A 26,215-nucleotide genomic window follows, 5' to 3' on the forward strand; every position below is an offset into this window, starting at 1 on the left:
ACGCCCGTCACCCCCGCCGAACCCCTGCGGCCGGGGGGACTCAGACTTTATGTGCCGGCTGTCTGGCCGGCCGCATCCCTTCCCATTCCCCTCCTGGAGATTCTTCATGACGCCCATCCTGTTCAATACCTATCGCTCGGTCCAAGGCTTCAACAAACGCGTCCGTTTCCTGATCCTGCATTACACCGCGCTGGACTTCGCCGGTTCCATCAAGGCGCTGACCGGTTCCGGCCAGGTGAGCGCGCATTATCTGGCGCCGGACCCTTGCGACCCCAGCTATCAGCAGGCCGGCTTCAAGCAGATGAATCTGTTCAATCTGGTGGACGAGAACGACCGCGCCTGGCATGCCGGCGCCAGTGCCTGGGATGGCCGCAGCAATCTGAACGATTCATCCATCGGCGTGGAAATCGTCAACTTGGCGCGGGAGGACAAGGGCGGCATGGTGTTTCCGCCCTATCACCCGGAGCAGGTGGCGGCGGTGACGGAATTGGCGCGGAACATCCTGGCGCGCTATCCGGACATCAGCCCGGTGAATGTGCTGGGCCATTCCGACATCGCTGTGGGCCGCAAGAGCGATCCGGGGCCGATGTTCCCGTGGCGGGAGCTGCACCTGGCCGGGGTGGGCGCGTGGCCGGAGGCGGAGACGCAGCGCAAATACGCGCGGCAGTTCCAGCAGCAGGGCTTGCCCGGCCGGGAGAAGATGCTGGAGGCGTTCAAGCATTACGGCTACGAGGCGGCGGCGGCGGGCAGCGACGCCGGTTTCGCCGCCCTGGTGCGCGCCTTCCAGATGCATTACCGCGCCAGCGATTACCGCGGGGTGATGGACGTGGAGACCGCGGCCATTCTGTTCGCCTTGCTGGAGCGTTATTGGCCTAAGCGCTTGGCCCTGATCAAGCTTTGACGAATCTTGTATTCAGTGAGAAACCCGGCCGCCAGGCCGGGTTTTGTCGTTGTCGCCGCGAAAATGCCGCTGCGTGCTTATTTGGCGGCGGCCGGGATGAAGGAGAACTCCTTGATCACGATCTCCACTTCCTTGCCGTCCTTGGGCGGCCGTCCCTGGAACAGCCACAGATTGATGTGGGGCGGCAGCGGCTGCTGCGGTACCAGGCGCGTGGGGTCCGCCGGGGCGAAGTTCCAGCGCGCCATTTCATACAGGTCGCCGTCCTGGTGGCCGTGCAGCGATTGGTAGAGCACCCGGCTGGCGTTCCAGTTGAAGCGGTGGGTGCTGTAGTCGCCGTTGAGGTGCGGTTCAAAGGCGTAGGAGGTGGGCTTGGGGCCGGGCACGGCCGGGTAGACGGTGTAGTTGCCCATCGGGTTTTGCCGGTTGCCCCAGCGGGCGAATTCGATGTCGATTTCATTGCTGGCGTCCGGGCCCACGTCCGGCGTCGGGTAGTTGAACAGGCCCAGCACGATGTTGTCGTCGAACAGGTCCGGCCGGCCTATCAGCTTGAACTGGTAGCGGCCAAAGCCCAGCCGCTGAGGCAGGTAGACCTCGGCGCTGCTCCACTGGCCGCCGCGTTGGGCGATCTTCAGGTGGAGCCGGCCCTGGGCGTCCACCCAGGCGTTGTTCTCGTCCCAGTCGTTGGGGCCGGGGCCGCTTTGGATCTGGTTGCGGACTTCCCAGACGTAGCCGGAGAAATTCAGGGTTTTGGCTTGGGCGGCGCCGGCCAGGGTCAGGCCGGCGGCGAGGAGGGGGAGCAGGAAGCGGCGCATGGTGTGTGCCTTTAGATCCACGAACAAAACCCCTGATCCTGCGTCCGCCTTTTGGTCGTACGACGGGTGCTGTAGCTTCGCAGAAACTTCGTTTTCTGCGTCGGCACGTCTTGGCTCAGCTTCTCCGCGAGGTGTTGTCGGCGGCTCTTCGTTGTGGATAAGCCTGTCATTTAAGCGCGGCGGGGGCGGCGGGTAAAGGGTGTTTTTGCCGAGCCAGGCTGTCCGTCCGGACAGGCGGCGGCGCGGACGGGGTCATGCCCGCCGGGCGGCGACGGGGTCATGTCCCCGCGGCGCGGGCGTCGGCGCGGCGCCGTCCCGCGCGATCTTGTCTCTATTGAATCTACTTTTATTTTCAATGGTTTGCGCGGTTTGTCGCTTGGCGATCCGCGCGCCGTCTTTCCAGTTTCCAAATGCCTTCATGCGCTTTGTCATGGTCGGAAAATTCATTCTTGTCCCTTATGCGTATCGAGTATGTCTATTACAGTGCAATCCATATTGCATAACTTGACGGCGCGCCGTCGCGGGTTGGCATCCATATCGATTGGGAGGTTTAGGCATGCAAAAGGAAAGCGCCTGGAAGGCGGTGTTGCTGTTGGCCCGGTTCGCATTGGCGGCGGCGTTTTTGTCGGCGGTGGCGGATCGCTTCGGCTTCTGGGGTCATATGGGCGAACTGGGGGTGTCCTGGGGAACGATGGAAAACTTCTATCGCCATGTGGCCAAGCTGTGCCCGTGGGCGCCGGCCGGTCTGATTCCGGTGCTGGCCTGGGCGGTGAACGTGCTGGAGGCGGTGTTGGGCGTGACCCTGTTGCTGGGCGTTCAACTGCGCGCCTCCGCCTGGATCAGCGCGGCGCTGCTGCTGGTGTTCGCCCTGAGCATGGCCGCGTTCCAGAGCCTGAAGCTGTCGCTGAATTTCAGCGTGCTCACCTGCGCCGCCTGCGCCGCGCTGGTGTACCTGGCCAGTTCGCTGGAAGCGGCGCCGGGCGCGCGCCGCGTCTGAAGTTTCCGGGCGCGGCCGGGCCGCGCCCGCTTCCTGTCCTTATCCAAATTTAGGAGTGTTGATCATGAGTAGCTTGCGTCTTGCTTATTACGAATTGTCCCCGGAACTGCTGCAGGGCTTCCGCCTGGTGAAGCAGGGCCTGGAAAAGAGCGTGCTGGGCCTGCCGCTGATCGAGCTGATCTATCTGCGCGTGTCCCAGATCAACGGTTGTTCCTTCTGCCTGAACATGCACACCAAGGCTCTGCGCGAGCGCGAGGAAAGCGACCGCCGTCTGGCGGAACTGGCCGGCTGGCGCGTCAGCGCCCAGTTCAGTGAGCGCGAGAAGGCCGCGCTGGAATGGGCGGAGGCGCTGACTTATGTCGTGGACAGCCACGCCGACGACGCCGCCTATCTGCCGCTGAAAGCGCATTTCAGCGACCAGGAGATCTCCGATCTGACCTTCGCCATTGCGCTGATGAACGGCATGAACCGGCTCGCCGTCGGCATGCGCCAGTAAGCGCCTGACCAGGGGTCCGCTCGCGAGAGCGCGAGCGGGCTCGCAGACAGTCCACCCACCCGCCTGGCCGCAAGCGGCGGGCTAAACCAACGCCAGCAGACACACACCGACATGGACCACCTGATTAAAAAGCAAGCCTGGGACGCGCTGTTCAACGATCCGGAACTGGGCGCCGGCAATTTCCTGTTCAAGGCCCACGCCGCCTACGGCGGCAGCCGGGAAGACTATCTGTTCCTGGAAAAGCCTTTTATCGGCCCGCGCGGCAACGCCTATCAGTCCTTTTCCCTGGACAGCCTGTTCCATCTGGTGAGCGATCTGGCGGCCTGGTACCGCCAGCAGGGCATCCAGGCGGGGCGGCATGTCTGCTTGTTCCTGGGCGACGGCATACCGTCCTTCCTGCATTTCCTGGCGCTGGGCAGCCTGGGCTGCGTGCCGGTGCTGATCAACGGCCATCTGCGCGCCGACATCGCGGCGCTGTACGCGCAGCGCAACCGCTTCGACGTGTTCGTCTACGACAAGGAAACCGACGCGCGCTGGGACCTGGCCGGCGCGCTGCGCGGCCTCACCGCGCTGGACGCGGGCTTCAACGCCGGCGCGGCGGTGGCGCTGGCGCCGCTGCCGGCCTCCGGCTGGCCGGCGGCGGTGAAGGACGAGGACATCGTGATGGTGTGCCACAGCTCCGGCACCACCGGCATTCCCAAGGCGGTCTTGTTTGGCCACGCGCAGTTCTTCAACGGCAAGCGCGAGCGCCTGCGCGGCTTTGTCGAGCAAGACGAGGACAAGCTGGCCACCGCGATGCCGCCCACCCACGCGGCCGGCGTCAGCTATCTGATGACGGCCACCATGCTGCAATTGCCGGCGCTGGCGCTGGCGACGCAAACCGGCCAGGTGGCGGCCAATCTGATCGCCAGCTTCCAGCCCACCATCGTTACCGCGTTTTCGCAGACTTACGCCTCCTTCGCGGAACTGAACCTGCCGGACGGCTATTTCGACTCGGTGCGCCGTTATTACAACACCGGCGACACCGCGCACGAGGCGCATATCCGCCAACTGCTGCGCCTGGCGCCGCGGGGCCGCTTCACCGATATGTTCGGCGCGTCCGAGCTGGGCATGTCGCAGTTCTTCAAGGTGTCCACGCCGGAACAGGTGGCCAGCAAGCGCACCGTGGGCGCGGCGGCGTCCTACGCGCGCTGTGACGTGCTCACCCCGCAGGGCGAGTTGTTGCCGGACGGCCAGCCGGGCTATATCGGCGTGCGTTCCCCCACGGTGACGCCGGGCTATTACGGCCAGCCGCATCTGACCGCGCTGACCACGCTGAACGGCTACTGGCTGACCGGCGACATCGGCCTGCGCCTGGACAACGGCGAGTTCGTGCACCTGGACCGCATCGTGGACGCGGTGCCGACGCCGCTGGGCGAGCCGGCCTACACCTTGCTGCTGGAAGAGCATTTGCTGAGTCATGCGGATCTGTTCGACGTCAGCGTGATCGGCGTTTCGCGCGGGCCGACGCGCGAAGAGGCGGTGCTGGTGCTGGCGCGCGGCAAGGCCGGCGCGGCGCTGGACGCGGACGAGGTGCTGCGCCAGGCGCTGGACTGCTTCCCGTTCAAGGGCCGCGGCGCGCTGCCGGACTACACCGTGTGCGTGGGCGTGCTCGGCGACGATTACGCGCTGCCGGTGGGCTCCACCGGCAAGGTGCTCAAGCGCGTGGCGCGCGAGCAGTTCTGGAGCTGGCAGCGCGATTACGACGACGGCCTGCGCGAGGTGTTCAGCGCGCTGCGCTGGAACCAGTCCCTGGACCGCCAGCCGGAGGCGGCGGCGGAGCCGCAAAGCCTGCTGGATTACCTGAGAGGCTGACCGATGGCGACGACGGAGCACCTGGAAGCGCTGGAGCAGGCGTTTCAACAGCGGATAGACGGCGGCGAGAAGATAGAGCCGCAGGACTGGATGCCGGAGGCCTACCGCCGCACCTTGCAGCGGCAGATGGCGCAGCACGCCCATTCCGAATACGTGGGCATGTTGCCGGAGGGCGCCTGGATCACCCGCGCGCCCAGCCTCAGCCGCAAATGCATCCTGCTGGCCAAGGTGCAGGACGAGGCCGGCCACGCCCAGTATCTGTACAGCGCGCTGGAGAGCCTGGGCCTGAGCCGGGAGCAGGCTTACGGGCAGCTGCTGGCCGGCGAGGCCAAGTATCTGAATATTTTCAATTATCCGGCCTTGAGCTGGGCGGACGTCGGCATGATCGGCTGGCTGACCGACGGCGCCGCCATCGTCAACCAAGTGCCCTTGTCGCGCTGTTCCTACGGCCCGTACGCCCGCGCCATGGTGCGCATCTGCCAGGAGGAGAGCTTCCACCACCGCCAGGGTTTCGATCTGGTGCGGCGGCTGGCGGAGGGCACGCCGGCGCAGCGGCGGATGGCGCAGGACGCGCTCAACCGCTGGTGGTGGCCGACGGTGATGGTGTTCGGCCCGCCGGACGAGGATTCGGTGCACTCGCAGCGCTCGATGCGCTGGGGCGTCAAGCTGTATTCCAACGACACCCTGCGCCAGAAGTTCGTCGATCAGACCGTGCCGCAAGTGCTGCACCTGGGCCTGACGGTGCCGGATCCGGATCTGCGCTTCAACCCGGACACGGGCCATTACGAGATCGGCCGCATCGACTGGGACGAATTCAACCGGGTGATCCGGGGCCAGGGCCTGTGCAACCGCGAGCGTCTCGCCAGCCGTCGCCGGTCCTGGGACGAGGGCGCCTGGGTGCGAGAAGCCGCCGCCTGCCACGCCGCCAAGCTGGCGGCGGGGCCGCAAGGAGAACGAGATGCATGAGTGGAAGCTGTGGGAAGTGTTCGCGCGCAGCCAGAACGGCGTGGCGCACCGCCACGTGGGCAGCGTGCAGGCCAGCGACGCGGCGATGGCGCTGCAGCACGCGCGCGACGTGTTCACCCGCCGCGGCGAGTTCGTCAGCCTGTGGCTGGTGGCCGCCGAAGATCTGGTGAGCAGCGGCGAGGTGGAGCGCGCGCCGTGGTTCGAGACCGCGGCGGACAAGGGCTTCCGCCACGCCACCTATTACGAGGTGCCAGAGGGAGTGCAACACCTGTGACCCTGCATCCGGAATTGAAAAACCTGCGCGCGGAATACCTGCTGCGCCTGGGCGACAACGCGCTGATCCTGTCGCAGCGCTTGTGCGAATGGTGCGGCCACGCGCCGACGCTGGAAGAAGACCTGGCGCTAAGCAATGTGGCGCTGGACCTGCTGGGCCAGGCGCGACTGTGGCTGGACGCCGCCGGCCGCGGGCTGACGCCGGCGCAGAGCGAGGACGATCTGGCCTACGGCCGCGACGCCCAGGCCTTCCGCAACGTGTTGCTGGTGGAGCTGACCCGCGGCAATTTCGCCGACACCCAGATGCGCCAGTTCCTGTTCGACAGCTGGCATTGCCTGCTGCTGCGCGAGCTGTCGGATTCGGCGGACGCGGAAGTGGCCGCCATCGCCGCCAAGGCGCTGAAAGAGGCCACTTACCACCTGCGCCGCAGCAGCGGCTGGGTGGTGAGGCTGGGCGACGGCAGCCGGCAAAGCCGCGAGTTCTGCCGGCTGGCGCTGGAGCGCTGCTGGCATTACGTGGGCGAATTGTTCGAGATGGACGAACTGGAGCAGGCGATGCTGGCCCAGGGCGTGGGTTGCGATCTGGCCGCGCTGTACCCGGAATGGCTGGCCTACGTCAACGAAGTGCTGGCCGCGGCCACGCTGGAGCCGCCGCGCGCGGCGCCGGCGGTCAGCGGCGGCAAGCGCGGCGCGCACGGCGAGGCGCTGGTGGCCCTGCTGATGGAGATGCAGTTCCTGACCCGCGCCCATCCGGGAGCCGGCTGGTGAGCCGGGTGCACGGCCTGGAGGTGCAAAGCGGCACCGAGCGCGTCTGGGAATGGCTGGCCGGCATTCCGGACCCGGAGATGCCCTACGTCTCCATCGTGGACCTGGGCATCGTGCGCGACGTGCGCTGGGAGGACGACGCGCTGCGCGTGGTGGTGACGCCCACCTATAGCGGCTGCCCGGCCAAGGCGCAGATAGACAGCAATATCCGCCAGACCCTGCAAGACCGGGGCGTGGAGGCGGTGCGGCTGGAAACGCGGCTGCATCCGGCCTGGAGCACGGACTGGCTCAGCGAAAGCGGCCGGTCCAAGCTGCGCGCCGCCGGCATCGCCCCGCCCTTGCCGGCGGAGCCGGGTTGGCAGCGCTTGAGCTTCGTCGCCGTCGCCGCGCCGCGGGTGTCCTGTCCGCGCTGCGGTTCCGACGCCACCCGCCCGCAGGGCGAATTCGGCGGCACCGCCTGCAAATCGCTGTACCAGTGCGAGGCCTGCCGCAATCCGTTCGAGCACTTCAAGAGTTTATGAGGAAGCCGTCATGCCGCAGTTTTACCCTTTGCAGCTGACCGAGATCCAGCGCGACACGCCGGACAGTCTGCTGTTGACGCTGGAGCCGTCGGAAGAACACCGCGACCGCTTCCGCCACGAGCCGGGCCAGCATCTGACCCTGCGCGCCTGGCTGGACGGCGAGGAAGTGCGCCGCAGTTATTCGCTGTGCAACGCGCCGGACGCGCCCAAGCTGCAGCTGGCGATCAAGCGGGTGGCCGGCGGCCGCTTCTCGCAATGGGCGCACGCCAGCCTGGGGCCGGGCGCAATGCTGGAGGCCTTGCCGCCGTCCGGCCGCTTCGGCCTGCCGGCGGCGCCGGAAACGGCCCGCCATTACGCCGGTTTCGCCGCCGGCAGCGGCATCACCCCGGTCTTGTCCATCCTGCAGGCCACCTTGCTGCGCGAGCCGCTCAGCCGCTTCACCCTGGTCTATTGCAACCGCAATCTGGCCTCGCTGCAGTTCCGCGAAACGCTGGCGACGCTGAAGGACCGCTACCCGGCGCGTCTGTCCCTGATCTATCTGTTCAGCGCGGAAGAGCAGGACATCGAGCTGTTCAACGGCCGGCTGGACCGCGAGCGCTGCCTGGCGCTGCTGCGCGGCTGCCTGCCGGCGGCCTCCATCGACCACGCCTACGTCTGCGGCCCGGCCGGCATGATGGCGGCGGTGAGCCAGGCGCTGAGCGAGAGCGGCCTGCCGCCGGAACGCGTCCGCAGCGAACACTACGCCGCGGCCCCGGCCGCCGGTCCGGCCCGCGCCGAGCGCGCGTTGGCGGACAGCCCGGAGCGGGTGCGGGTGACGGTGAGGATGGACGGCATGCAGCGCCAGGTGGAACTGGGCGCGCCGGTGGACAACCTTTTGGACGCGCTGCTGCAAGCCGGCGTCACGCCGCGCTATTCCTGCAAGGCCGGCGTTTGCGCCACCTGCCGCTGCCAGGTGCTGGCCGGCGAAGTGGACATGGAGGCGCCGCACGCATTGGCGCCCGAGGAGGTGGCCGCCGGCTATGTGCTCAGCTGCCGCAGCCGCCCGCTGACTTCAACACTGGCGCTGTCATTCGACTGATCCGCGCCTAAGGACACACATCATGACCTCTCAAAACGCCCTGTCCCGCTGGGCGCTGACCCTCTATTGCCTGGCCACCGGGTTTTCCGTGGCGGCGGTGGTCTACCACCAATCGATGACGCAGCTGATCGCCGTCTCCTTCGGCCTGTCCGCGGACTCGCTGTGGGGGCTGTCGGTGGCCACCCAGTTCGGCTACGGCGCCGGCCTGATCCTGGGCTTGCCGCTGGGCGACATGATCGCGCCGCGCCGGCTGATCCCCGCCACCATGCTGGCGCTGGGCGCGGTGCTGCTGCTGGTGGGCATCGCCCCGTCGCCGTGGCTGATGGTGCTGCTGTGCGGCCTGGCCGGCCTGCTGTCCATCGCTGGCCAGCTGTTGCTGGCCTACAGCGCCAAGGCGCTGGCGGCGGAGCAGCGCGGGCGGGTGGTGGGCAGCCTGCTCACTTCCTTGTTCGCCGGCCTGCTGCTGGCGCGGGTGCTGGCCGGCTGGGGCGGCGAGCACATCGGCTGGCGCGGCATCTATCTGACGGTGGGCGCCCTGACCTTCGTCATCGGCCTGGCGCTGCGCGGCTGCATCGGCGAGGTGCCGCTGGCCGGCCAGCTGCGCTACGGCCGCATGCTGAGCCAGCAGGGCGCGCTGTGGCTGAAGCTGCCGGAGCTGCGCCGGCTGGCGCTGGTGGCCGCCTGCTTCTTCGCCGCCTCCAACGGCATCTGGGCCAATTTGTCCTCGCTGACCCACGCCACCCTGAACTGGAACGCGGGCCAGACCGGCCTGCTGGCCTTCACTTCCATCGCCGCGCTGCGCGCGCCGTGGCTGGCGCAATGGCTGCAGCGCCGGCTGGACTGGCACGGCGTGATCGCGCTGCTGGGCGTCGGCATCGCCGCCACCTCGCTGGCCGGCGTCTGGCTGGGCAGCCAGGTGCTGATGATCGTGATCTTCCTGATGGTGACCGATCTGGGCGTGCGCTCGGTGCAGACCATCGCCCAGGGCCGGGTGCTGGGCATAGACCCCGCCGCCGCCTCACGGCTGAACAGCCTGTTCATGACGGTTTTCTTCTTCGGCGCCGCGCTCGGTTCCTGGTTGGGCGGCATCGCCATCCACCGGCTGGGCTGGGCCGGCATGTATCTGTTCCCGGCCGGCTGCGCCGCCGCCGGGCTGCTGTTCCTGAGCTGGCGCAACCCGGCGCTGCGCTTTGCCCGGGCCTGATTTCGCAACACCGCAACACCTGGACGCCGCGGCGCTTTCCGCGCCGCGAACCGCACACTTCGATTGGGAGATGGACATGGAAGCATTGTTGGAAAAAAGCGGCAGCAAGACCCCGTTGATCGCAGGCATGAGCCTGATCTGGGCCGATTGGCTGAAAGAAGAAGACCTGCAGGGCCTGGTGGAACACCCGCTGCTGCAAGCGCTGGAACGCAATGAGGCCAGCCTGGCCACCGTGCGCACCCTGCTGGTTCAGCACAGTCATTACTCGCGCCACTTCACCCGCTATCTGTGCGCGCTGATGGGCCAGCTGAGCGACCCGGCCGACGTGATGGCGCTGATGGAAAACATGCGCGAGGAAATGGGCGTGGACGGCGGCAGCGCCATCACCCACGCGGAAATGTTCCAGCGCACCTTGCGCGTGGTGGGCGCCGCGCCGGCCTCGCACGCGCCGCTGCCGCAGACCCTGGCGATGGTGGACACCATGATGGGCCACTGCCAGTCCTCGGACGCGCTGGCCGGCCTGGCCGCGATGTGCCTGGGCGCGGAAGCCATCGTGCCGCTGATCTACCGCCCCATCCTGCAAGCGCTGCAACACCACGGCTTCGGCGAGGACGCCACCGAGTTCTTCAGCCTGCACATCGAGGAAGACGAAGACCACGCGCTGACCATGCTGGCCATCATGCAGCGCCTGACCCTGGACCAGGACGCGCGCCGCGAGCAGGCCATCGCCGTGGGCCGCGAGCTGATCGCCCGCCGCGTGGCGATGTTCGACGCCATCTGGGCGCATTGCCAGGCGCAGCCGGCCGCCGCGCCCGCCGCGGCTCCGGCCGGCCATTTCTCCTCCGCCGATTTCTGGCGCGTGCCCAGCCAGTTGCAGGCCCAGTTGCCGGCGCGGCTGAGCCACGAGCAGGTGATGGCGGCCAGCCAGGGCGGCGACCAGGCCTTCTCCTCCGAGCGCAAGCACAAGGTGCACATCGTCGATCTGCCCAGCCGCACCATCAGCCTGACCATAGGCCGGCTGGAAGAGGGCGAGTCCACCCGCCTGCACCGCCACAACTACGAGACGGTGATCTACGTCACCCAGGGCCAGGGCTATTCCCGCATCGGCGACCGCCAGGTGCCGTGGCGCGCCGGCGACGCCATCTACGTGCCGGTCTGGGCCGAGCACCAGCACGTCAACACCGGCGCGGAGGAGTGCGTCTACCTGGCCTGCGAGAACGCGCCCTTGTTGCAGAACCTGGGCGGCATCGCGCTGCGCGAGGAACTGAGCGCCTGAAGCCCGGCCGCGTCTCCCGCCCCCCGGGCGGCGCGGCCCGCCAGCCTTGCCCGGCGCAAGCGGCTCTTGCCGGGCGGGCTTTTCCCAATCAGCACCCGATAAACGAGATCACGATGCTGACACTATCCAAAGCCTGGAGCCCAAGCAGCTGGCAGGCGAAACCGCACACACAAATGCCCGATTACGACGACGGCGCCGCGCTGCATGCCGTGCTGTCGCGTCTGAGCGCCTATCCCAATCTGGTGCCTTCCGCCGAAATCCGCCGGCTGCGCGCCGCGCTGGCCGGCGTGGCGCGGGGAGAGGGCTTCGTCATCCAGGCCGGAGACTGCGCCGAGCGCTTCGCCGGCCTGCGGCCGGACGTGCTGGGCGGCCACTACCGCCTGCTGGAACGCATGGCCGCGGACCTGGGCCAGGCGCTGCAACGCCCGGTGCTGCGCATCGGCCGCATCGCCGGCCAGTACGCCAAGCCGCGCAGCCAGCCGCAGGAAGCGCTGGGCGGATTGAGCCTGCCCAGCTATCGCGGCGACATCATCAACGGCGTGGAATTCGCCGCCGCCGCGCGCGCCCACGACCCGCAGCGGCTGGAATCCGCCTATTTCCACGCCGCCGCCAGCCTCAACTATCTGCGCGGCCTGGACCGCGAGGCCGCGCCGCGCGACAGCGGCTACTACGTCAGCCACGAAGCGCTGCTGCTGCCTTATGAACAGGCCCAGCTGCAGCAGGACGAGCGCGGCGACTGGTATTGCGGCTCCGGCCACTTCCTGTGGGTGGGCGAACGCACCCGCCAGCTGGACGGCGCGCATCTGGAATTCCTGCGCGGCGTGAACAATCCCGTCGGCGTCAAAGTGGGCCCCGGCATGGAGCGCGAGGAACTGCTGCGCCTGATCGACGCGCTGAACCCGGACAACGAGGCCGGCCGGCTGACCCTGATCACCCGCTTCGGCGCGGCGCAGATCCAGCGCCTGCCGGCGCTGCTGGACGCGGTGCGCGCGGAAGGCCGCCAAGTGCTGTGGCTGTGCGACCCGATGCACGGCAACGGCGTGCAAGCGGCCAACGGCGTGAAGACCCGGCGCTATGAAGACATCCTGGCCGAGGTGGAGGCCTTCCTCGCCGCCCACCGCGAATGCGGCAGCCACGCCGGCGGCGTGCACCTGGAATTGAGCGCCCTGGACGTGACCGAATGCCTGGGCGGACCGGAGGCGCTGGCCGAGGAAGACCTGGGCCGCGCCTACCACAGCAGCTGCGACCCGCGGCTCAATCCGCGCCAGGCGCTGGCGCTGACAGACCGCTTGATCGCCGCGCTGACCCAGCCCTCCGGCGCGGCGGCGCGGCCGGCGCAAGACGTCGCCGCGCCGGAACCGCTGATCAATCTGGCCGAGCGCCTGGCCGCCAGCCGGCCGGACAGCGACCGGCTCTGCTTCGTCGGCCCCGGCTTCAGCCTCAGCTACCGCCAGCTCAACCGCGCGCTGCGCCGTCAGGCCGCCTGGCTGCAAACCGAAGGCGTGGCAGCCGGCGAGCGCGTGCTGATCGCGCTGGACGACGGCCCGGAGCTGGCAGTGGCCTTTTACGCCGCGCTGGCGGTGGGCGCTTTGCCGGTGGTGGCCAATCCGCGGCTGGACGCCGCCTCGCTCCACCACCTGCTGGCCGACGCCGCTCCGGCGCTGTGCCTGGGCCAGTCCTCGCAGATCGCGGTGTGGCCGGCCGCGGCCAAGCTGCGGCTGCTGGACGCCGGCGCTCATCTGGAATGGCTGGCCGGCGACAGCCCCGACGACGATTGGGACGATTTCGCGCGCCAGCCGGAAGACGCGCCGGCGCTGATCCAATACACCTCCGGCAGCACCGGCCAGGCCAAGGGCGTGGTGCACAGCGCCCGCTCCATGCTGGCGGTGTGCTCGCACTTCGCCGCCGGCCAGCTGCGGCTGGGCGCGGACGACGTGTTGTACTCGGTGCCCAAATCCTTCTTTGGCTACGGCATGGGCAACAGCCTGTTCTTCCCGCTGTATCTGGGCGCTTGCGGCGTGCTGGACGGCGCCTGGCCGTCGGCCGAACGCGTGGCCGGCGTGCTGCGCCAGTTCCGCCCCACCGTGCTGTTCGCCGTGCCCACCCTGTACCGGCTGCTGCTGGAACACGGCCTGGAGCCGTCCGACGTGGCGATCCGGCTGGCCTTCTCCGCCGGCGCCCCGCTGTCCGCGCCTTTGGCGCGGCGCTGGCGTCAGCGTTTCGGCTTTGATCTGCACGACGGTATCGGCGCCACCGAAATGTGCCATGTGTTCGCCACCAGCTATCCGGACGCGCTGCGCGCCGGCAGCGTCGGCCGCATGTTGCCGGGCTGGGAGGCGCGCATCGTCGACGCCGACGGCCGGGACGCGCCGGCCGGCGAATGCGGGGTGCTGCTGGTCAAGGCGCCCAGCCGCGCGCTGGGCTACTGGCGGCGTCCGCAGGAAGAGCAAGAGCGCTTCCAGGACGGCTGGTATCGCACCGGCGATCTGTTCAGCCGCGACGAGCACGGCTATCTGAGCTTCCACGGCCGCGAGGACGACCGCTTCAAGGTGTTCGGCCGCTGGGTGGTGCCGGTGGAAATCGAAAACCTGCTGGCCGCGTTGCTGCCGGAATTGGGCGACGCCTACGTGGTGGCCGCGCCGGACCGCGACGGCGAAGCCCGCCCGGCGCTGATCCTGCGCGCCGGCGACGACAGCGAGGCGCTGGTGCGCCTGGTGCACGCCACGCTGGAAGCCCATCTGGAAAGCTATAAGCGCCCGGCGCTGGTGCTGGCGCTGGAGGAGATTCCGCTGAACAAGAACGGCAAGCCGGACCGGCGCGCGATGGCGCAGCTGGCCGCCCGAGAGCAGGCGGAGCGCAAGGAGGAAAAAGTATGCTGAGCGAAGAGGCGTTTCTGCGTTACGGCGACCACGGCTTCAGCCTGGCGCCGCTGTGGCGGACCCTGCCGCTGCCGGCGGGCGCGGACCCGCTGGCGCTGTACCAGGCGCTGGCCAACCAGGGCCAGGACTATCTGTTTGAAACCGGTCACTGGCGGGACGGCGCGTTTCAGCGCGCCTATTCGGTGATCGGCCTGCCCTGCCGCGAGCGGGTGGAGCTGGACGAGGGCCGGCTGCGCCACTGGCGCGACGGCCAGCTGCTGCGCGAACTGGAGTGCGCGGACCCGCTGGCGGAGCTGGCCAAGCTGCAACAAGGCTGGCGCGCGCCGCACTTCAGCGCCTTGCCGCCGTTTTCCGGCGGCCTGTTCGGCTATTTCGGCTTCGAAACCACTCGCCTGATCGAGCCGCGGTTGCGCCGCCAGCCGCGCAAGCCCTCCGGGCTGGCGCTGCCGGACGCCTTGCAATGGCTGAGCCTGGACTTGCTGGTGTTGGACCACCAGCAGGCCAGCGTCTACTGCATCGTCCACGAATCTACCGAGGCGGCCGGCTACGCCCGCGGCCAACAGCGCTTGCTGCGGTTGTGCGAGCAAACCCGCGCGCTGCTGGCGGAGCCGTCCGCGCCGCCGCCGGCTTTCGCCGCGGACGCGACGGCGGACCCCGCCTTGGATTACGCCTTTGCGCGCGAGGACTTCCAGCAGGCGGTGGGCCGGATCAAGGACTACATCGCCGCCGGCGACGTGATGCAGGTGGTGTTGTCCCAACGCATGAGCCAGCCCTTCGCCGCCGACGCGCCCACCTTGTACCGGGCCTTGTCGGGCCTGGGCGAAACCCCCTACCGCTACCTGCTCAATCTGGGCGACGCCCAGATCGTCGGCGCCTCGCCGGAAATGCTGTTCCGCCAGCAAGACGAGCGGATCACCAGCCGGCCCATGGCCGGCACCCGCCGCCGCGGCGCGGACGCGGCGGAAGACCAGGATTTGCGCCGCGAACTGCTGGCCGATCCCAAGGAAATCGCCGAACACATGATGCTGGTGGACCTGGCGCGCAACGACCTGGGCCGGCTGGCCGAGCTGGGCAGCGTGCAAGTGGACGAACTGCTGACCGTGGAGCCCTTCTCCCACGTCATGCACATCGTTTCCACCGTGTCCGGCAAGCTGCCGCAACAGGCGCAGGCGCTGGACGTGCTCAAGAGCACCTTCCCGGCCGGCACCCTCAGCGGCGCGTCCAAGGTGCGGGCGCTGGAAGTGATCGCCGAGCTGGAGCCGCATTCGCGCGGCGTCTACGGCGGCTCCATCGGCTATATCGGCTGGCGCGGCAACGCCGATCAGGCCATCACCATCCGCACCGGTGTGCTGCAAGACGGCCGGCTGCACGTGCAGGCCGGCGCCGGCGTGGTGCAGGACTCGCTGGCCGAGCGCGAATGGCAGGAAACCCTGGAAAAAAGCCGGTTGATGCTGCTGGCGGCCAAGCTGGCCGCGGCGGCGGCGCGGCAAGAGGAGGCGATATGCATTTGATGATCGATAACTACGATTCCTTCACCTACAACGTGGTGCAGTACCTGGGCATGCTGGGCGCGGACATCATGGTGAGGCGCAACGACGAGATCAGCCTGGAGGAGATGGAAGCGCTGCGGCCGCGCTCGCTGATCGTCTCGCCCGGACCCTGTTCGCCCGCCGAGGCCGGGGTGTCGCTGGCGGCGATCCGCCGCTTCGCCGGCCGCCTGCCCATCCTCGGCATCTGCCTGGGCCACCAGTGCATCGCCGCCGCCTTCGGCGCGCAAGTGCGCCGCGCCGACGAAGTGCTGCACGGCAAAGTGTCGCGCATCCATCACGACGGCGAGGGCCTGTTCGAAGGCCTGGCCGACGGCCTCAAGGTGGCGCGCTACCACTCGCTGGTGGCGGACGCGCTGCCGGAGGAGCTGGTCGCCACCGCCTGGGCGCTGCGCGCCGACGGCGGCCGGGGCGAGATCATGGCGCTGCGCCACCGCAGCCTGCCCATTCACGGCCTGCAATTCCATCCGGAATCGGTGCTGACCGAACAGGGGCTCAGCATGCTGGGCAATTATCTGCGGCTGGCGGAGTGCGCCGCGCAAGCGGAAACCGAAGCCGTCTGACCCACACAAGGGGCGGCGAGGGCCGCCCACGCCAAGAAAGCGACAAGATGCAAGACCCCCATTTTTCCAAGGCCTACCCGATACGCTTCTCCCACTGCGATCCGGCCGGCATCGTTTACTTCCCGCAATACCTGGTGCTGAGCAACTGGCTGGTGGAAGACTGGTTCACCGAAGGGCTGGGCATCAGCTTCGCCGACTTCATCGGCCCGCGCCGCTTGGGCCTGCCCATCGTCAAGCTGGACTGCGAATTCCTGCGCCCGTCCCGCCAGGGCGACCAACTGACGCTGCAGCTGCGTGTGGCGCGGCTGGGCGGCAGCTCGCTGACCCTGGACATCGAAGGCCACGCCAACGGCGAACTGCGGCTGCGCTGCCGCCAGGTGCTGGTGCACATCTCGCTGGACAGCGGCGCCGCCATCGACGCCCCGGCCGACGTGCGCGCCGCCTTGAGCGGCTTGCTGGAGGAGGCGGCGGCATGATGCAAATCCTGCAACCGCCGGAATGGGCGCGCCCGCGCGGCTACGCCAACGGCATCGCCGCGCGCGGCACCCTGGTGTTCACCTCCGGCCAACTGGGCTGGGACGCGGAAGAAAAGCTGGTGGGGCCGGGCTACGCCGAGCAGGCGATCCAGATCTTGAAGAACATCGTGGCGGTCTTGGCCGAGGCCGGCGCGCGGCCGGAGCACCTGGTGCGGCTGACCTGGTATGTGTCCGACCGCGACGCTTATTTCGCCGAGGCCCGGGAAGTGGGCCGCGCCTACCGGGAGCTGATCGGCCATTTCCCGGTGATGAGCGCGTTCCAGGTGGCGTCCTTGATGGTGCCGGGCGCCAAGGTGCAGATCGAGGCGACGGCGGTGATTCCGGATTGAGGCTTGCTGGGCCGGACGGGGCCCTTGGGCGACGCCCGCCAAGCCCCGCCGTTTTCAACGCCGTATCGACGACGCGCGGCGGATCGTAAACAGGTTCTCAGCCGCCCGACGGCAAGGACCGGCCTTCCAGGCACAGGCGCAGATTCCGCGCCTGTTGCGCGGCCTGCTCCGGCGTGGCCACGTTGGCGAAGCCGAACAACAGCCCCTTGCCGCAATCCGCCTCCAGCGCCCGCGCCGACAGCGCGGCGATGCCGAAGCGCTCGCGCTTGGCGCGCTGCGCCAAGGCGATGTCGTCTTCCGAGCGATCCAGCCGCGCCAGCAAATGCAGGCCGCAGGCCGGCACGTCGAAACTCATCCGCTCGCCGAACGCCTGCCGCAGACTGGCGATCACCAGCTCGCGGCGCTGCGCGTAGGCGGAGCGCATCTTGCGCAGATGGCGGATGAAGTGGCCCTCCTGCATGAAATCCACCACCACCCCCTGATTCAACAACGGGCAGCCGTCGTGCCAGGTATGGCAGGCGGCGTTGAAGCGCGTCAGCAGGGGCTTGGGCACCACCAGATAGGCCAGGCGCAGCGCCGGGCTCAGCACCTTGCTGAAGCTGCCGACGTAGAGCACGTTGTCGTTGGCCCCCAGGCTGGCCAGCGCCGGCTGCGGCCGGCCGTCGTAGCGGTATTCGCTGTCGTAATCGTCTTCGATGATGAAGGCGTTGTTGTGCTCGGCCCAGGCCAGCAGTTCCAGACGCCGCACCAGGGACAGCGACACTCCCAGCGGGCTTTGATGCGCCGGGGTCACCAGCGCGAAACGGGCGTGCGGCGCCCTCTCCTTGGCGACGGCCACCTGCATGCCGTCCCGGTCCACCGGCACCGGCACCAGCTCCGCGCCCATTTCCGCCATCAGGTGGCGGCTGGGCGGGAAACAGGGGTCTTCAATCCACACCTGGTCCAGCGGCCGCAACAAGGTGCGGCCGATCAAATTCAGCGCGCCGCGGTAGCCGGCGGTGATGAAGACCTGTTGCGGCGAGCAGTCCAGCCCGCGCGACAGGTGCAGATAGGCGGCGATGGCCTCGCGCAGCGGCCCGTAGCCGGCCGGCTGAGGGTAGGACAGAAAACGGTTCTGCAGCCGCAGCTGGCGGGTGTTCAGGCTGGCCCACAGCTTGCGCGGGAACAGGTCCAGCGCCGGCAAGCCCAGCTGGTAGGGCAGGGGCTGCCAGTCGGAGGCGGAATCGAACAAGGACAGGCTGGCCGGGCGCGGCGCCGGCGCGTCCGCCGGGCGGGGCTGCTGCATGCGCACTTCCGCCAGCCGCGGCGACACCACGGTGCCGGCCTGGCCGCGCGCCTCCAGATAACCTTCGCCTATCAATAATTCGTAAGCCAGTTCCACGGTATTGCGCGACACTTGCAGCTCGCCGGCCAGCGCGCGTATGGACGGCACCCGTTGTCCCGGCGTTAGGCTGCCCTGGCTGATGGCCTGGATGAAGCGTTGATACACTTGGCGGTACAGCGGCAGCGCGTCGTCCTGACTGGATAGCTCCGGGGCGGCAAGGCCGGCGCTCACGTCGGCGCTCCCGCGCGCGGACAGGGGGATAAGAAGGGGGCTTGCGGCAACTGAGGCATGGCGGCTTCCTGAAAGCGGTTTAGTTTGAAAGTCGATAGCCGTTGCAGAATCAATTCTGACATTTGCTGTCATCATTAAAAACAAAACAATATGCCTATGTCAAATTAAGATTCCGCGGCCGCGCCCTCAGACCGGGGAAACATCCGCCCGGCGCGGCGGTCAAGCATTAGACGCGACGAATTCATTGAGGCAAGGAGAGCAGTGTGTTGACCATGGGGTTTCTGAGCTGGTTGTTCGGCGATGAGAATCTGATGTCCCTGCTGGCGCAGAACTGGGCGCTGGGGGTGTGGATCGTGGCCGCCATCGTGTTTTGCGAAACCGGTCTGGTGGTCTTGCCCTTCCTGCCCGGCGACGGACTCCTGTTCGCCACCGGCGCCTTGCTGGGCGCGCAGGGCGTGTCGCCGTGGTGGCCGATGGGGCTGATCACGCTGGCGGCCATCCTGGGGGATTTGCTGAATTACAGCATCGGCCGTTCCGCCCTGGGGCAGACGCTGATCCGGCGCGGCTGGGTCAAGCCCCAGCATCTGGCCAAGACCCAGGCTTTTTTCGACCGCTACGGCGCGCCCACCATCACCATCGGCCGTTTCGTGCCCATCGTGCGCACGGTGGCGCCGTTTCTGGCCGGCTTGTCCGGCATGTGTCCGCGCCGCTTCGCCTGCTACAACGTGTTGGGCGCGGTGATCTGGTGCGGCGGGCTGGTGTCCATGGGCTACTGGCTGGGAGCGATTCCGTGGGTGCAGGACAATATGCTGTGGCTGGTGCTGGGCATGGTCGCGCTGCTCTTGCTGCCGCCCTTGTGGCAGTGGCGGCGCAGCCGCCGGAACGGCTGATTCCGGCTCAGCGCGGTCCGAGCAGCTGTTGCAGCGCGGCCGCTGCGGGCGCGCCCTGGATTTTTTGCAGCCGGCCCTGGGCGTCGCGGTAGAAGGAGGCCGGGGTGGCGAACACGCCGAAGCGCTCCATCAGCCGCTGGTTGACCGCCAGTTTGGCGCCGACGGCGGCCGGCGGCTTGGCCAGCGGCCGCACCGAATCGCCGGCTTCGTGGCGCGCCAGCGCGGCGGCCGGGTCCGGCGCGGCCAGGAGGGCGGCGGCCTTGGCCGGGCTGTCCTCGGCCAGCAGGCCCACCAGGATGTGGCGGATCTGGACCTTGCCGGCCTGGACCCAGGGCCGGGCGTCCCGCCAGAGCTGCCGGCAATACGGGCAGTTGGGATCGGTGAAGGTGTAGACCACGCGCGGGGCCCCGTCCTTGCCGTCGGCGATCCAGTGGCTGCTTTCCAGCTGCCGCCACAGCGCGGCGCCGAACTGCCGGTCCAGCAGCTCGGGCTTCCATTTGTCGCCGCGGGCGTCGGTGACGTTGCCGACGATGGCCTGTCGGCCGTCCGGGGTCAGGTAGACGGCCTGCGGCCGGCCCAGGTAGAGCGCGGCGTAGCCGGTCAGGCCGGAGGGGCCGGGAAAGCTGCTCAGGACTTCATAGCCCTGGGCTTCCAGCGCCTGAATGGGCGCCGGCCAGGCTTGGGGTGGCGCGGCGTGAGCGCTCAGGCTCAGCCAGAGCGCCAGCGGCGCCAGGCCGCGGATCAGCGGTGCGTTCATGTTTATTCCTTGGAAGCGGGCGAGCCGCCCAGCAATTGCAGCTTGCTGGCCAGAGTGGCTTCGGACAGTTCGCCCAGATGTATGGTTTGCAATTGGCCGCGGGCGTCGAAAAACAGCGTGGTGGGCAGCGCCGCCGAGCCGTACTCCCGGCCCAGGGCGCCGGCCGGGTCCAGCAGCACATGCCGGAGCCGAAGCGGCTGCTTGTGGAAGAACTCGCGCACCGCGACTTCGTCCTCGCCCTGGTTGGCGAAGACGAAGCGCACGTCGGTCCTTTGCCGCTGGGCGTCTTGCAGCAGCGGCATTTCCCGCAGGCAGGGCGGGCACCAGCTGGCCCAGAGATTGAGCACCATGGGCTTGCCGCCGGCCAGCGCCGGCAGCGAGGCCGGGGCGCCGTCCAGTTGCGGCAGCACGCGGGCGGACAGCGAGGCCTTGGTTCGCCCTTCTTGCAGCGCCGCGCCGCCGGCCCAGACCAGCGCGCCGCTCAGGATGGCGACGGCCAGCGGACGGCGCAGCTCCGGCCGACGCCAGCCGCGCCACGCGGCCAGGGCGAGCGCGGCGGCGACGCCGGCCCAGGGCAGGAAGCCGCCGTCGCGCAGATCCAGCACCGCCAGCGGCCGCTGCGAGTACAGCGAAAACCAGTACAGGACGAAGCCGACGCGCGCGGCGACGAAGCCCCACAGCAGCATGTCGTTGAGGTGGGCCGCCACGCTGACGCGGCGGCCGCGGCCGGCGAGCAGGCCGGCGCCGTGGGCGGCGAGCCAGGCGGCGGCGATGATGGCCAGGCTGACCGGAATGGCCAGCGGGCCAAGGTTGAAAGCAAGCATGGTTCAGTCCTGTGCCGCGCGGAGCGGGGTGGCGGAGGCTATTTTTTTAAACGTTTGAATAGACTGGGTCCTTTCCAAAAGATTCAGCGGGCCCGCCGCGCCTGGCTCAGGCGTTCGAGAAAGGCGTCCGGGCCCAGCGCGCCGACGATGCGCTGGGCGCGGCGCTCCTGGCCGTCCGGGCCGATCAGCAACAGCGTGGGCGGTCCTATCACCTGGCGCGAGGCCAGCAGTGCGGCGCTGTCCGGGCTGGATTCGGTCACGTCGGGCCGCAGCAGCGTCATGCCGGCCAGCGCTTGTCGCACGAGGGGATCGCCAAATACCTTGTGTTCGATTTCCTTGCAGGCCACGCACCAGTCGGCGTAGTAGTCCACCAGCGCCCAGCGGCCTTGGCGCGCGGCCTCGTCCAGGCCCTGTTGCAGCGCGCGGACATCGCGCACGGTGACGAAGCCGAGTTGTTCCATGTCGGTGGCGGGCGCGGCCGCGGAGGAGACGAAGGCGAGCGGCCGCAGCGGATCGCTTTGCCCGGCGGCCGCGCCGATCAGCATCGCCGCCGCCCACAGGCCCAGCAGTGCCGCCGCGCCGCGCAGCGTCCATTGGCCGGGGCTGGCGCGCCAGGGCCGGCTCAGCGTCAGCAGGCCGACGGCGACGGCGAACAGCCACGCGCCCCACAAGGCCAGGCTGGCGGCCGGGGGCAGCACGCGGTCGAGGAACCAGATCGCCATGCCCAGCAGCAGGAAGCCGAACACCGCTTTGACCCGGTTCATCCACAGGCCGGGACGCGGCAGCAGTTTGGCCCCCAACGCGCCCACCAGCAAGAGCGGCACGCCCATGCCCAGGCCCATGGCTAGCAAGGCCAGGCCGCCTTTGAGCACGTCGCCGCTGTCGCTGATGTAGAGCAGGGCGCCGGCCAGCGGCGCGGTCATGCAGGGGCCCACCAGCAAGGCGGACAGCACGCCCATCGCCGCCGCGCCGCCCAGGGTGCCGCCGCGCTGGCGCTGGCTGGCCATGGCCAGCCGGTCGCGCAGCGCAGCCGGCAATTGCAGCTCGTAAACGCCGAACATGGCCAGCGCCAGCAGGATGAACAGCGCGGCGAACAGGCCCAGCGCCCACGGCGTTTGCAGCGCGGCCTGAAGATTGGCGCCCATGCTGGCGGCCAGCGCGCCCAGCGCCGCGTAGGTCAGCGCCATCGGCAGCACAAAGGCCAGCGCCAGGACCAGGCCGCGTCGCGGCGTGGCCCCGCTGCCGACGATCAGGCTGCTGAGAATGGGCACCATGGGCAGCACGCAGGGGGTGAAGGTCATCAGCAGGCCCAGGCCGAAGAAGGCCAGCAAGACCCAGCCGACGCCGGATTGCGCCAGCCGCGCCGCCAGCGCCTGGTCTTCGCCCAGGGCCGGCGCGGCGGGGGCCGTGCCGGCAAGCCCCGCCGTGGCGGTTTTAACGGCCTGGCCGCCGCCGGACAGCTCGACGACGCGATGCTGCGGCGGATAGCACAGCCCGGCTTCGGCGCAGCCCTGCCAGCTCAGCGCGAGACGGCGCGCCTGGCCGGCCCGCACCAGCAGTTCCAGCCGCTGGTAATACACCTCGGATTCGCCAAAGAATTCATCATGGATGGTCTTGCCGGCCGGCATCGCCGGCGGCGGGACGCTGCCGGCGGGTTCGGCCGCGATCTTGATATTTTTGCGATACAAATAATAGCCGTCGCGGATGTCCCAGCGCAGGCGGACCTGGCCGTCGCCCAGCTCGCTGACGCTGAGGCGGAAGGCCTGTTCCGGCGGCAGAAAGCCGGTTTGCGCCTGGACGGCGGGCATCCAGAGGAAAAGCAGCAGCAACAGGCTGCGGAAAATAAGCGGCATTGCGGTCTCCATGGCGATGAATGCCCACAGCCTGGGCGCCGGGGATTAAGCCGCCGTTAACAATGGGATAATCCGTTGCCGGCAAGCTGGCGGCGACAAGGAGGCGGAAATGCGGGTGTTATTGGTGGAAGACAATGAGTTGATCGCGCTGGGCATCGTCGCCGGGCTGCGCGCCCACGGCCTGACGGTGGACGCGGTGGGCAGCGCGGCCCAGGCCGAGGCGGCGCTGGCGACGCTGGACGCCGATTTGATGATTCTGGACCTGGGGCTGCCGGACGAGGACGGCATGCGCTTGCTGGCGCGCTTGCGCGCGCGCGGCGCGGCGCTGCCGGTGCTGGTGTTGACCGCGCGCGACGCGGTGGAAGACCGGGTGGCCGGCCTGCGCGCCGGCGCGGACGATTATCTGCTCAAGCCCTTTGATCTGGACGAACTGGTGGCGAGGCTGCACGCCTTGCGCCGACGCGCCGCCGGGCGTTGCGTGGACGTGATCGAGGACGGCCCGCTGCGGTTGGACCCGATGCGCGGCGAAGTCTGGCTGCACGGCCGGCCGGTGGCGCTGGCGCGCCGCGAACTGGCGCTGTTGGCGGCCTTGATGCAGGCGCGGGAGCGGATTCTCAGCGCCGAGCAGTTAAAAGACCGGCTCTACGATTACAGCGAAGAAATCGAAAGCAACGCCCTGAACGTGCACATCCACCATTTGCGGCGCAAGCTGGGGCCGGCGGTGGTGGAGACGGTGCGCGGCCTGGGCTACCGCTACGGCAGGGCTGGCGAATGAGCTTGCGTCTGCGACTGCTGTTATGGATAGGGGTGTCGCTGTGCCTGCTGTGGGGCGGCGTGGCGGCCTGGACGCTGCATGATCTGGACCGGCAAATGCGGCTGACGCTGGACCGGCGGCTGGCGATGTCGGCGCAGATGGTGGCCGGCCTGATGGAGCAATTGCCGGCGCCGCCGCCGCGCGCCGTGCCGCGTTTCGAGGGCATAGGCGCCGGCATCGCGTGCCAGATTGTTTCCGTGCGCGGCGAGGTGCTGGCGCGCACGCCGGGCGCGCCGGATACCCGCGCGGACCCGGCGCCGGGCTATGCCGAGCAAACCCTGCGCGGCGAGCGCTGGCGCAGCTATACGGTGGTGGCCAACGGCTTGCGGGTGACCACGGCGGACCGGCTGACCGAACGCGAGGCGATGTTGACGGATATCCGCTGGGCCGCCGCCGTGCCCTTCATCGCGGCCCTGGCCGGCAGCCTGGTGGCCTTGTGGCTGGGCGTGAGCCGGGGGCTGCGGCCGCTGGAGCGGCTGCGCCGCGCCTTGGCGCGCCGCGCGCCGGAAGCGCTGGAGCCGGTGGCCACTCAGGGTTTGCCGCGCGATGTGCTGCCGCTGGCGGACAGCCTGAATCAGCTCTTGCGGCGCGTTGGCGAAGCGCTGCAACGCGAGCGGCGTCTGACCAGCGACGCCGCCCATGAGTTGCGCACCCCGCTGACGGCGATCAAGACGCATCTGCAAGTGGCGCGCATCACCCAGGGGCCGGACGCGGCGCAGGCGCTGGCCCACGCCGCCGAGGGGGCGGAACGCTTGCAGAACACCCTGGGGCAGTTGCTGATGCTGGCGCGGCTGGAAGGGGCTTTCGACTGGGAGGAAGGCCCTCCGGCCTGCGCCGACGAGGTGGCGCGGCTGGCGATGCGCGACGCGGAGCCCGCGCCGCCGCGGCGCATTGTCTGCGCTCCGCTGCCGGAGGCCGCGCTGGCCTTGCCTCAGGCGCTGGCGGCCACCGCGCTGCGCAATCTGCTGGACAACGCCTTGCGGTATTCGCCGCCGGACGCGCCGGTGCGTTTGGAGGCCGCGCTGTGCGAGGAGGGCTTGCGCTTTGAAATCCGCGATCAGGGGCCGGGGCTGACGGCGGACCAGCGCGAACAGGCCGCGCAGCGCTTTTGGCGCGGGCGGCATGCCGGGGCCGGCAGCGGCCTGGGCCTGTCCATCGTCACCGCGATCGCCGGGCGCTTTGGCGGCCGCCTGGAACTGCTGGCCGGCGAGGAGGGCGGGCTATGCGCCGCCCTGACGCTGCCGGTGCTCAGAAGCTCTTCATAGCCTGCCGCGCTTCGCCGGACGCGGCGCGGCGAGCGCCCCTTTAAAAATGCGCATGCGCCCCTTGCGCATCCCGCTGTCTTTGCGGTTCCCGCCCTGGCGCGCTAGACATTGAACAGGCGTTCAGGACGACGAATGCCGGAGCATGAACGGCGGCGCGGCCACCACGTCCGGCACGCTGCTGTTGACCGGGTTCCGCATCACTTTTTGCGCCACCAGCTTCAGCTCGTACATGATGCCGATGGCGGCGTCCAACTCCCGCGGCTGGCCGTTGAAGGTGCGGTCCAGCGCGGCCAGCAGGTTCTGGTAGGCCTGGTAGAACTGGGCGCCGCTGACGGCCGCGCCGCTGCCCGCCGGATAGTCTGACAGCGCGGCGTTGGGCAGCAGATTGAACACCCCGGTTTCGTCCAGCGGCACCGGCTCGCCGGTATAGGACCAGCCGGAGGGGCTGGAGTCGTCGCGCACCAGGCGCTTGCCGTAGTAGATCTCGCCAAACTTGAAATAATGGGCGTAGCCGCCGCCGGCTTCTTCCTTGGGGTTGATCCAGTCGTCCTCCACCTGCACGCCTTCGCCCTGGCGCACAATGGTGTCTATCACCACGCGGGCGCTGGCCATGTCGTAGACCTTGCCGTCCGGACAGCCCGGCACCTCCTGCGGGAACCACTGGCTGACGTCCACCTGTTCGTCCAGGCGCGGCTGGGCGAAGCAGTCGTGGCCGTGGTTTTCCAAATATTGCAGCCGTTCCAGGATGGCCTGGTAAAAGCGGCCGATGGAGTCGAAGCCGGGCTGGTTGTCGACCGAGGCCTGGGTCTCTCCGGGCAGGACGGCCTGGGTGTCCGGGCGTTCAATCTCCATGAACACTTCCTGAGCCTGCTGCCGGCTCAGCGCCTTGAGGGTGACGATCAGGCCGGTGTCCACGCACATCGGCAGCGGCCCCGGGTAGCTGAGCGCCCGGCCGTCTTCGATGACGCGCGGGTTGCCGCCGATGGCGATCAGGGTGTTGGCGGCCAGGGTCATGTGCAGCATTTCCTCCACCACCACGGATTGCACCAGCGCGCGCGCTTCCTGATTCTGGCCGGGCTTGATGGAGAACAGCGCGGTCAGATAAGTGGGAATGGTGGACAGCTCCAGCCGCACCGCGCCGGCCAGCATGGTCCGCACATCGTTGATGTGCTCGGCCTGAAGCAGTTCGGCCATCAGTTCTTGACGTATCTTCAGCATGGCTTGGTTTCCTGGCTTGGTTTCCTTGAAAGAGGGGCGGTC

Annotated in this window: 26 protein-coding genes; 19 read left to right on the forward strand and 7 right to left on the reverse strand. The window is 68.8% G+C overall.

Going from position 1 to position 26,215, the window contains the following annotated elements; translation table 11 throughout:
* Positions 1-106: 106 nt before the first annotated feature.
* On the forward strand, positions 107-901 hold the full coding sequence (locus DB032_RS22540; protein ID WP_107801426.1) for an N-acetylmuramoyl-L-alanine amidase: 795 nt from the start codon (positions 107-109) through the stop codon (positions 899-901).
* A 77-nt stretch (positions 902-978) separates the two neighbouring features.
* Here DB032_RS22540 and DB032_RS22545 read toward each other — a convergent pair whose 3' ends face one another.
* Together DB032_RS22545 and DB032_RS23985 are read right to left on the reverse strand one after the other, a co-directional pair.
* A complete protein-coding gene (locus DB032_RS22545) occupies positions 979-1,734 on the reverse strand; it encodes a glycoside hydrolase family 16 protein (RefSeq protein ID WP_233246767.1) in 756 nt (251 codons plus the stop codon).
* A gap of 231 nt (positions 1,735-1,965) precedes the next feature.
* The gene (locus DB032_RS23985) at positions 1,966-2,160 is read right to left on the reverse strand and encodes a hypothetical protein (RefSeq protein WP_146176771.1); all 195 of its coding nucleotides are present in this window, start codon (positions 2,158-2,160) and stop codon (positions 1,966-1,968) included.
* A 109-nt stretch (positions 2,161-2,269) separates the two neighbouring features.
* On the opposite strand from DB032_RS23985, the gene DB032_RS22550 reads away from it, so the two are divergent.
* From DB032_RS22550 to DB032_RS22630, 15 genes are all read left to right on the forward strand, one after another.
* Positions 2,270-2,710, forward strand: coding sequence for a MauE/DoxX family redox-associated membrane protein (locus DB032_RS22550; RefSeq protein ID WP_107801428.1), 441 nt, complete (start codon positions 2,270-2,272; stop codon positions 2,708-2,710).
* 64 nt (positions 2,711-2,774) lie between these two features.
* Positions 2,775-3,206 (forward strand): carboxymuconolactone decarboxylase family protein, encoded by a 432-nt coding sequence (locus DB032_RS22555; RefSeq protein ID WP_019104277.1) that lies wholly within the window; start codon positions 2,775-2,777, stop codon positions 3,204-3,206.
* A 111-nt stretch (positions 3,207-3,317) separates the two neighbouring features.
* The gene (locus DB032_RS22560) at positions 3,318-5,060 is read left to right on the forward strand and encodes a class I adenylate-forming enzyme family protein (protein WP_107801429.1); all 1,743 of its coding nucleotides are present in this window, start codon (positions 3,318-3,320) and stop codon (positions 5,058-5,060) included.
* A 3-nt stretch (positions 5,061-5,063) separates the two neighbouring features.
* Positions 5,064-6,026, forward strand: a complete 963-nt coding sequence (gene paaA / locus DB032_RS22565) for a 1,2-phenylacetyl-CoA epoxidase subunit PaaA (RefSeq protein ID WP_107801430.1) — start codon at positions 5,064-5,066, stop codon at positions 6,024-6,026.
* Positions 6,019-6,300, forward strand: coding sequence for a 1,2-phenylacetyl-CoA epoxidase subunit PaaB (gene paaB, locus DB032_RS22570; protein WP_019104274.1), 282 nt, complete (start codon positions 6,019-6,021; stop codon positions 6,298-6,300). The genes paaA and paaB overlap by 8 nt, the downstream gene beginning before the upstream one ends.
* Complete coding sequence (gene paaC / locus DB032_RS22575; RefSeq protein ID WP_158274401.1) at positions 6,297-7,067, forward strand: 1,2-phenylacetyl-CoA epoxidase subunit PaaC; 771 nt, start codon at positions 6,297-6,299, stop codon at positions 7,065-7,067. The genes paaB and paaC overlap by 4 nt, the downstream gene beginning before the upstream one ends.
* Positions 7,064-7,585, forward strand: coding sequence for a 1,2-phenylacetyl-CoA epoxidase subunit PaaD (gene paaD / locus DB032_RS22580; RefSeq protein WP_199225965.1), 522 nt, complete (start codon positions 7,064-7,066; stop codon positions 7,583-7,585). The genes paaC and paaD overlap by 4 nt, the downstream gene beginning before the upstream one ends.
* 10 nt (positions 7,586-7,595) lie before the next feature.
* Entirely contained in the window at positions 7,596-8,663 is a 1,068-nt protein-coding gene (locus tag DB032_RS22585; RefSeq protein WP_107801433.1) for a 2Fe-2S iron-sulfur cluster-binding protein, read from the forward strand.
* A 22-nt stretch (positions 8,664-8,685) separates the two neighbouring features.
* Positions 8,686-9,867 carry an MFS transporter gene (locus DB032_RS22590; protein ID WP_107801434.1) on the forward strand — a complete coding sequence of 394 codons (1,182 nt, stop codon included), beginning with the start codon at positions 8,686-8,688 and terminating at the stop codon, positions 9,865-9,867.
* A gap of 76 nt (positions 9,868-9,943) precedes the next feature.
* Positions 9,944-11,143, forward strand: coding sequence for an iron-containing redox enzyme family protein (locus DB032_RS24480; protein WP_199225966.1), 1,200 nt, complete (start codon positions 9,944-9,946; stop codon positions 11,141-11,143).
* A gap of 113 nt (positions 11,144-11,256) precedes the next feature.
* Positions 11,257-14,022, forward strand: coding sequence for a 3-deoxy-7-phosphoheptulonate synthase (locus DB032_RS24485; protein WP_199225967.1), 2,766 nt, complete (start codon positions 11,257-11,259; stop codon positions 14,020-14,022).
* The gene (locus tag DB032_RS22615; protein ID WP_107801435.1) at positions 14,016-15,533 is read left to right on the forward strand and encodes an anthranilate synthase component I family protein; all 1,518 of its coding nucleotides are present in this window, start codon (positions 14,016-14,018) and stop codon (positions 15,531-15,533) included. Before DB032_RS24485 ends, DB032_RS22615 begins: the two co-directional genes overlap by 7 nt.
* Entirely contained in the window at positions 15,524-16,132 is a 609-nt protein-coding gene (locus tag DB032_RS22620; RefSeq protein ID WP_107801436.1) for an aminodeoxychorismate/anthranilate synthase component II, read from the forward strand. The genes DB032_RS22615 and DB032_RS22620 overlap by 10 nt, the downstream gene beginning before the upstream one ends.
* Before the next feature lie 47 nt (positions 16,133-16,179).
* Entirely contained in the window at positions 16,180-16,608 is a 429-nt protein-coding gene (locus DB032_RS22625) for a thioesterase family protein (RefSeq protein ID WP_107801437.1), read from the forward strand.
* Complete coding sequence (locus tag DB032_RS22630; protein ID WP_081549478.1) at positions 16,605-16,997, forward strand: RidA family protein; 393 nt, start codon at positions 16,605-16,607, stop codon at positions 16,995-16,997. Before DB032_RS22625 ends, DB032_RS22630 begins: the two co-directional genes overlap by 4 nt.
* 97 nt (positions 16,998-17,094) lie before the next feature.
* On the opposite strand, the gene DB032_RS22635 is transcribed toward DB032_RS22630, so the two are convergent.
* Positions 17,095-18,552, reverse strand: coding sequence for a PLP-dependent aminotransferase family protein (locus DB032_RS22635; RefSeq protein WP_199225968.1), 1,458 nt, complete (start codon positions 18,550-18,552; stop codon positions 17,095-17,097).
* A 272-nt stretch (positions 18,553-18,824) separates the two neighbouring features.
* Between DB032_RS22635 and DB032_RS22640 the strand changes: the two genes are divergently transcribed.
* The gene (locus DB032_RS22640; protein WP_227108502.1) at positions 18,825-19,442 is read left to right on the forward strand and encodes a VTT domain-containing protein; all 618 of its coding nucleotides are present in this window, start codon (positions 18,825-18,827) and stop codon (positions 19,440-19,442) included.
* A gap of 7 nt (positions 19,443-19,449) precedes the next feature.
* On the opposite strand, the gene dsbG is transcribed toward DB032_RS22640, so the two are convergent.
* The 3 genes from dsbG to dsbD all read right to left on the reverse strand — a co-directional run bounded on the left by dsbG (position 19,450) and on the right by dsbD (position 22,876).
* Positions 19,450-20,199, reverse strand: a complete 750-nt coding sequence (dsbG, locus tag DB032_RS22645) for a thiol:disulfide interchange protein DsbG (protein ID WP_107801439.1) — start codon at positions 20,197-20,199, stop codon at positions 19,450-19,452.
* Between the two features lie 2 nt (positions 20,200-20,201).
* Positions 20,202-21,023, reverse strand: a complete 822-nt coding sequence (locus DB032_RS22650; protein ID WP_107801440.1) for a TlpA disulfide reductase family protein — start codon at positions 21,021-21,023, stop codon at positions 20,202-20,204.
* An 83-nt stretch (positions 21,024-21,106) separates the two neighbouring features.
* Positions 21,107-22,876, reverse strand: coding sequence for a protein-disulfide reductase DsbD (gene dsbD, locus DB032_RS22655; protein WP_107801441.1), 1,770 nt, complete (start codon positions 22,874-22,876; stop codon positions 21,107-21,109).
* 109 nt (positions 22,877-22,985) lie between these two features.
* On the opposite strand from dsbD, the gene DB032_RS22660 reads away from it, so the two are divergent.
* Together DB032_RS22660 and DB032_RS22665 are read left to right on the forward strand one after the other, a co-directional pair.
* Positions 22,986-23,651 (forward strand): response regulator, encoded by a 666-nt coding sequence (locus DB032_RS22660; RefSeq protein WP_107801442.1) that lies wholly within the window; start codon positions 22,986-22,988, stop codon positions 23,649-23,651.
* Positions 23,648-24,955, forward strand: a complete 1,308-nt coding sequence (locus DB032_RS22665) for an ATP-binding protein (RefSeq protein WP_107801443.1) — start codon at positions 23,648-23,650, stop codon at positions 24,953-24,955. The genes DB032_RS22660 and DB032_RS22665 overlap by 4 nt, the downstream gene beginning before the upstream one ends.
* 120 nt (positions 24,956-25,075) lie before the next feature.
* On the opposite strand, the gene DB032_RS22670 is transcribed toward DB032_RS22665, so the two are convergent.
* A complete protein-coding gene (locus tag DB032_RS22670) occupies positions 25,076-26,173 on the reverse strand; it encodes a ferritin-like protein (protein WP_107801444.1) in 1,098 nt (365 codons plus the stop codon).
* Positions 26,174-26,215 lie beyond the last annotated feature (42 nt).

The organism is Chromobacterium sp. Panama (assembly GCF_003052555.1).
Taxonomy (GTDB): domain Bacteria; phylum Pseudomonadota; class Gammaproteobacteria; order Burkholderiales; family Chromobacteriaceae; genus Chromobacterium.

Bases quoted from the DNA above. Each gene is read 5' to 3' on its own strand.
- DB032_RS24485 (WP_199225967.1), top strand. From the start codon at position 11,257: ATGCTGACACTATCCAAAGCCTGGAGCCCAAGCAGCTGGCAGGCGAAA.
- DB032_RS22640 (WP_227108502.1), top strand. From the start codon at position 18,825: ATGGGGTTTCTGAGCTGGTTGTTCGGCGATGAGAATCTGATGTCCCTG.
- DB032_RS22585 (WP_107801433.1), top strand. From the start codon at position 7,596: ATGCCGCAGTTTTACCCTTTGCAGCTGACCGAGATCCAGCGCGACACG.
- DB032_RS22555 (WP_019104277.1), top strand. From the start codon at position 2,775: ATGAGTAGCTTGCGTCTTGCTTATTACGAATTGTCCCCGGAACTGCTG.
- paaA (WP_107801430.1), top strand. From the start codon at position 5,064: ATGGCGACGACGGAGCACCTGGAAGCGCTGGAGCAGGCGTTTCAACAG.
- DB032_RS22615 (WP_107801435.1), top strand. From the start codon at position 14,016: ATGCTGAGCGAAGAGGCGTTTCTGCGTTACGGCGACCACGGCTTCAGC.
- DB032_RS22560 (WP_107801429.1), top strand. From the start codon at position 3,318: ATGGACCACCTGATTAAAAAGCAAGCCTGGGACGCGCTGTTCAACGAT.
- paaB (WP_019104274.1), top strand. From the start codon at position 6,019: ATGCATGAGTGGAAGCTGTGGGAAGTGTTCGCGCGCAGCCAGAACGGC.
- DB032_RS22665 (WP_107801443.1), top strand. From the start codon at position 23,648: ATGAGCTTGCGTCTGCGACTGCTGTTATGGATAGGGGTGTCGCTGTGC.
- dsbG (WP_107801439.1), bottom strand. From the start codon at position 20,199: ATGAACGCACCGCTGATCCGCGGCCTGGCGCCGCTGGCGCTCTGGCTG.
- DB032_RS22650 (WP_107801440.1), bottom strand. From the start codon at position 21,023: ATGCTTGCTTTCAACCTTGGCCCGCTGGCCATTCCGGTCAGCCTGGCC.
- DB032_RS22670 (WP_107801444.1), bottom strand. From the start codon at position 26,173: ATGCTGAAGATACGTCAAGAACTGATGGCCGAACTGCTTCAGGCCGAG.
- DB032_RS22660 (WP_107801442.1), top strand. From the start codon at position 22,986: ATGCGGGTGTTATTGGTGGAAGACAATGAGTTGATCGCGCTGGGCATC.
- DB032_RS23985 (WP_146176771.1), bottom strand. From the start codon at position 2,160: ATGAATTTTCCGACCATGACAAAGCGCATGAAGGCATTTGGAAACTGG.
- DB032_RS22620 (WP_107801436.1), top strand. From the start codon at position 15,524: ATGCATTTGATGATCGATAACTACGATTCCTTCACCTACAACGTGGTG.
- DB032_RS22625 (WP_107801437.1), top strand. From the start codon at position 16,180: ATGCAAGACCCCCATTTTTCCAAGGCCTACCCGATACGCTTCTCCCAC.
- DB032_RS22590 (WP_107801434.1), top strand. From the start codon at position 8,686: ATGACCTCTCAAAACGCCCTGTCCCGCTGGGCGCTGACCCTCTATTGC.
- DB032_RS24480 (WP_199225966.1), top strand. From the start codon at position 9,944: ATGGAAGCATTGTTGGAAAAAAGCGGCAGCAAGACCCCGTTGATCGCA.
- dsbD (WP_107801441.1), bottom strand. From the start codon at position 22,876: ATGCCGCTTATTTTCCGCAGCCTGTTGCTGCTGCTTTTCCTCTGGATG.
- DB032_RS22550 (WP_107801428.1), top strand. From the start codon at position 2,270: ATGCAAAAGGAAAGCGCCTGGAAGGCGGTGTTGCTGTTGGCCCGGTTC.
- DB032_RS22540 (WP_107801426.1), top strand. From the start codon at position 107: ATGACGCCCATCCTGTTCAATACCTATCGCTCGGTCCAAGGCTTCAAC.
- DB032_RS22630 (WP_081549478.1), top strand. From the start codon at position 16,605: ATGATGCAAATCCTGCAACCGCCGGAATGGGCGCGCCCGCGCGGCTAC.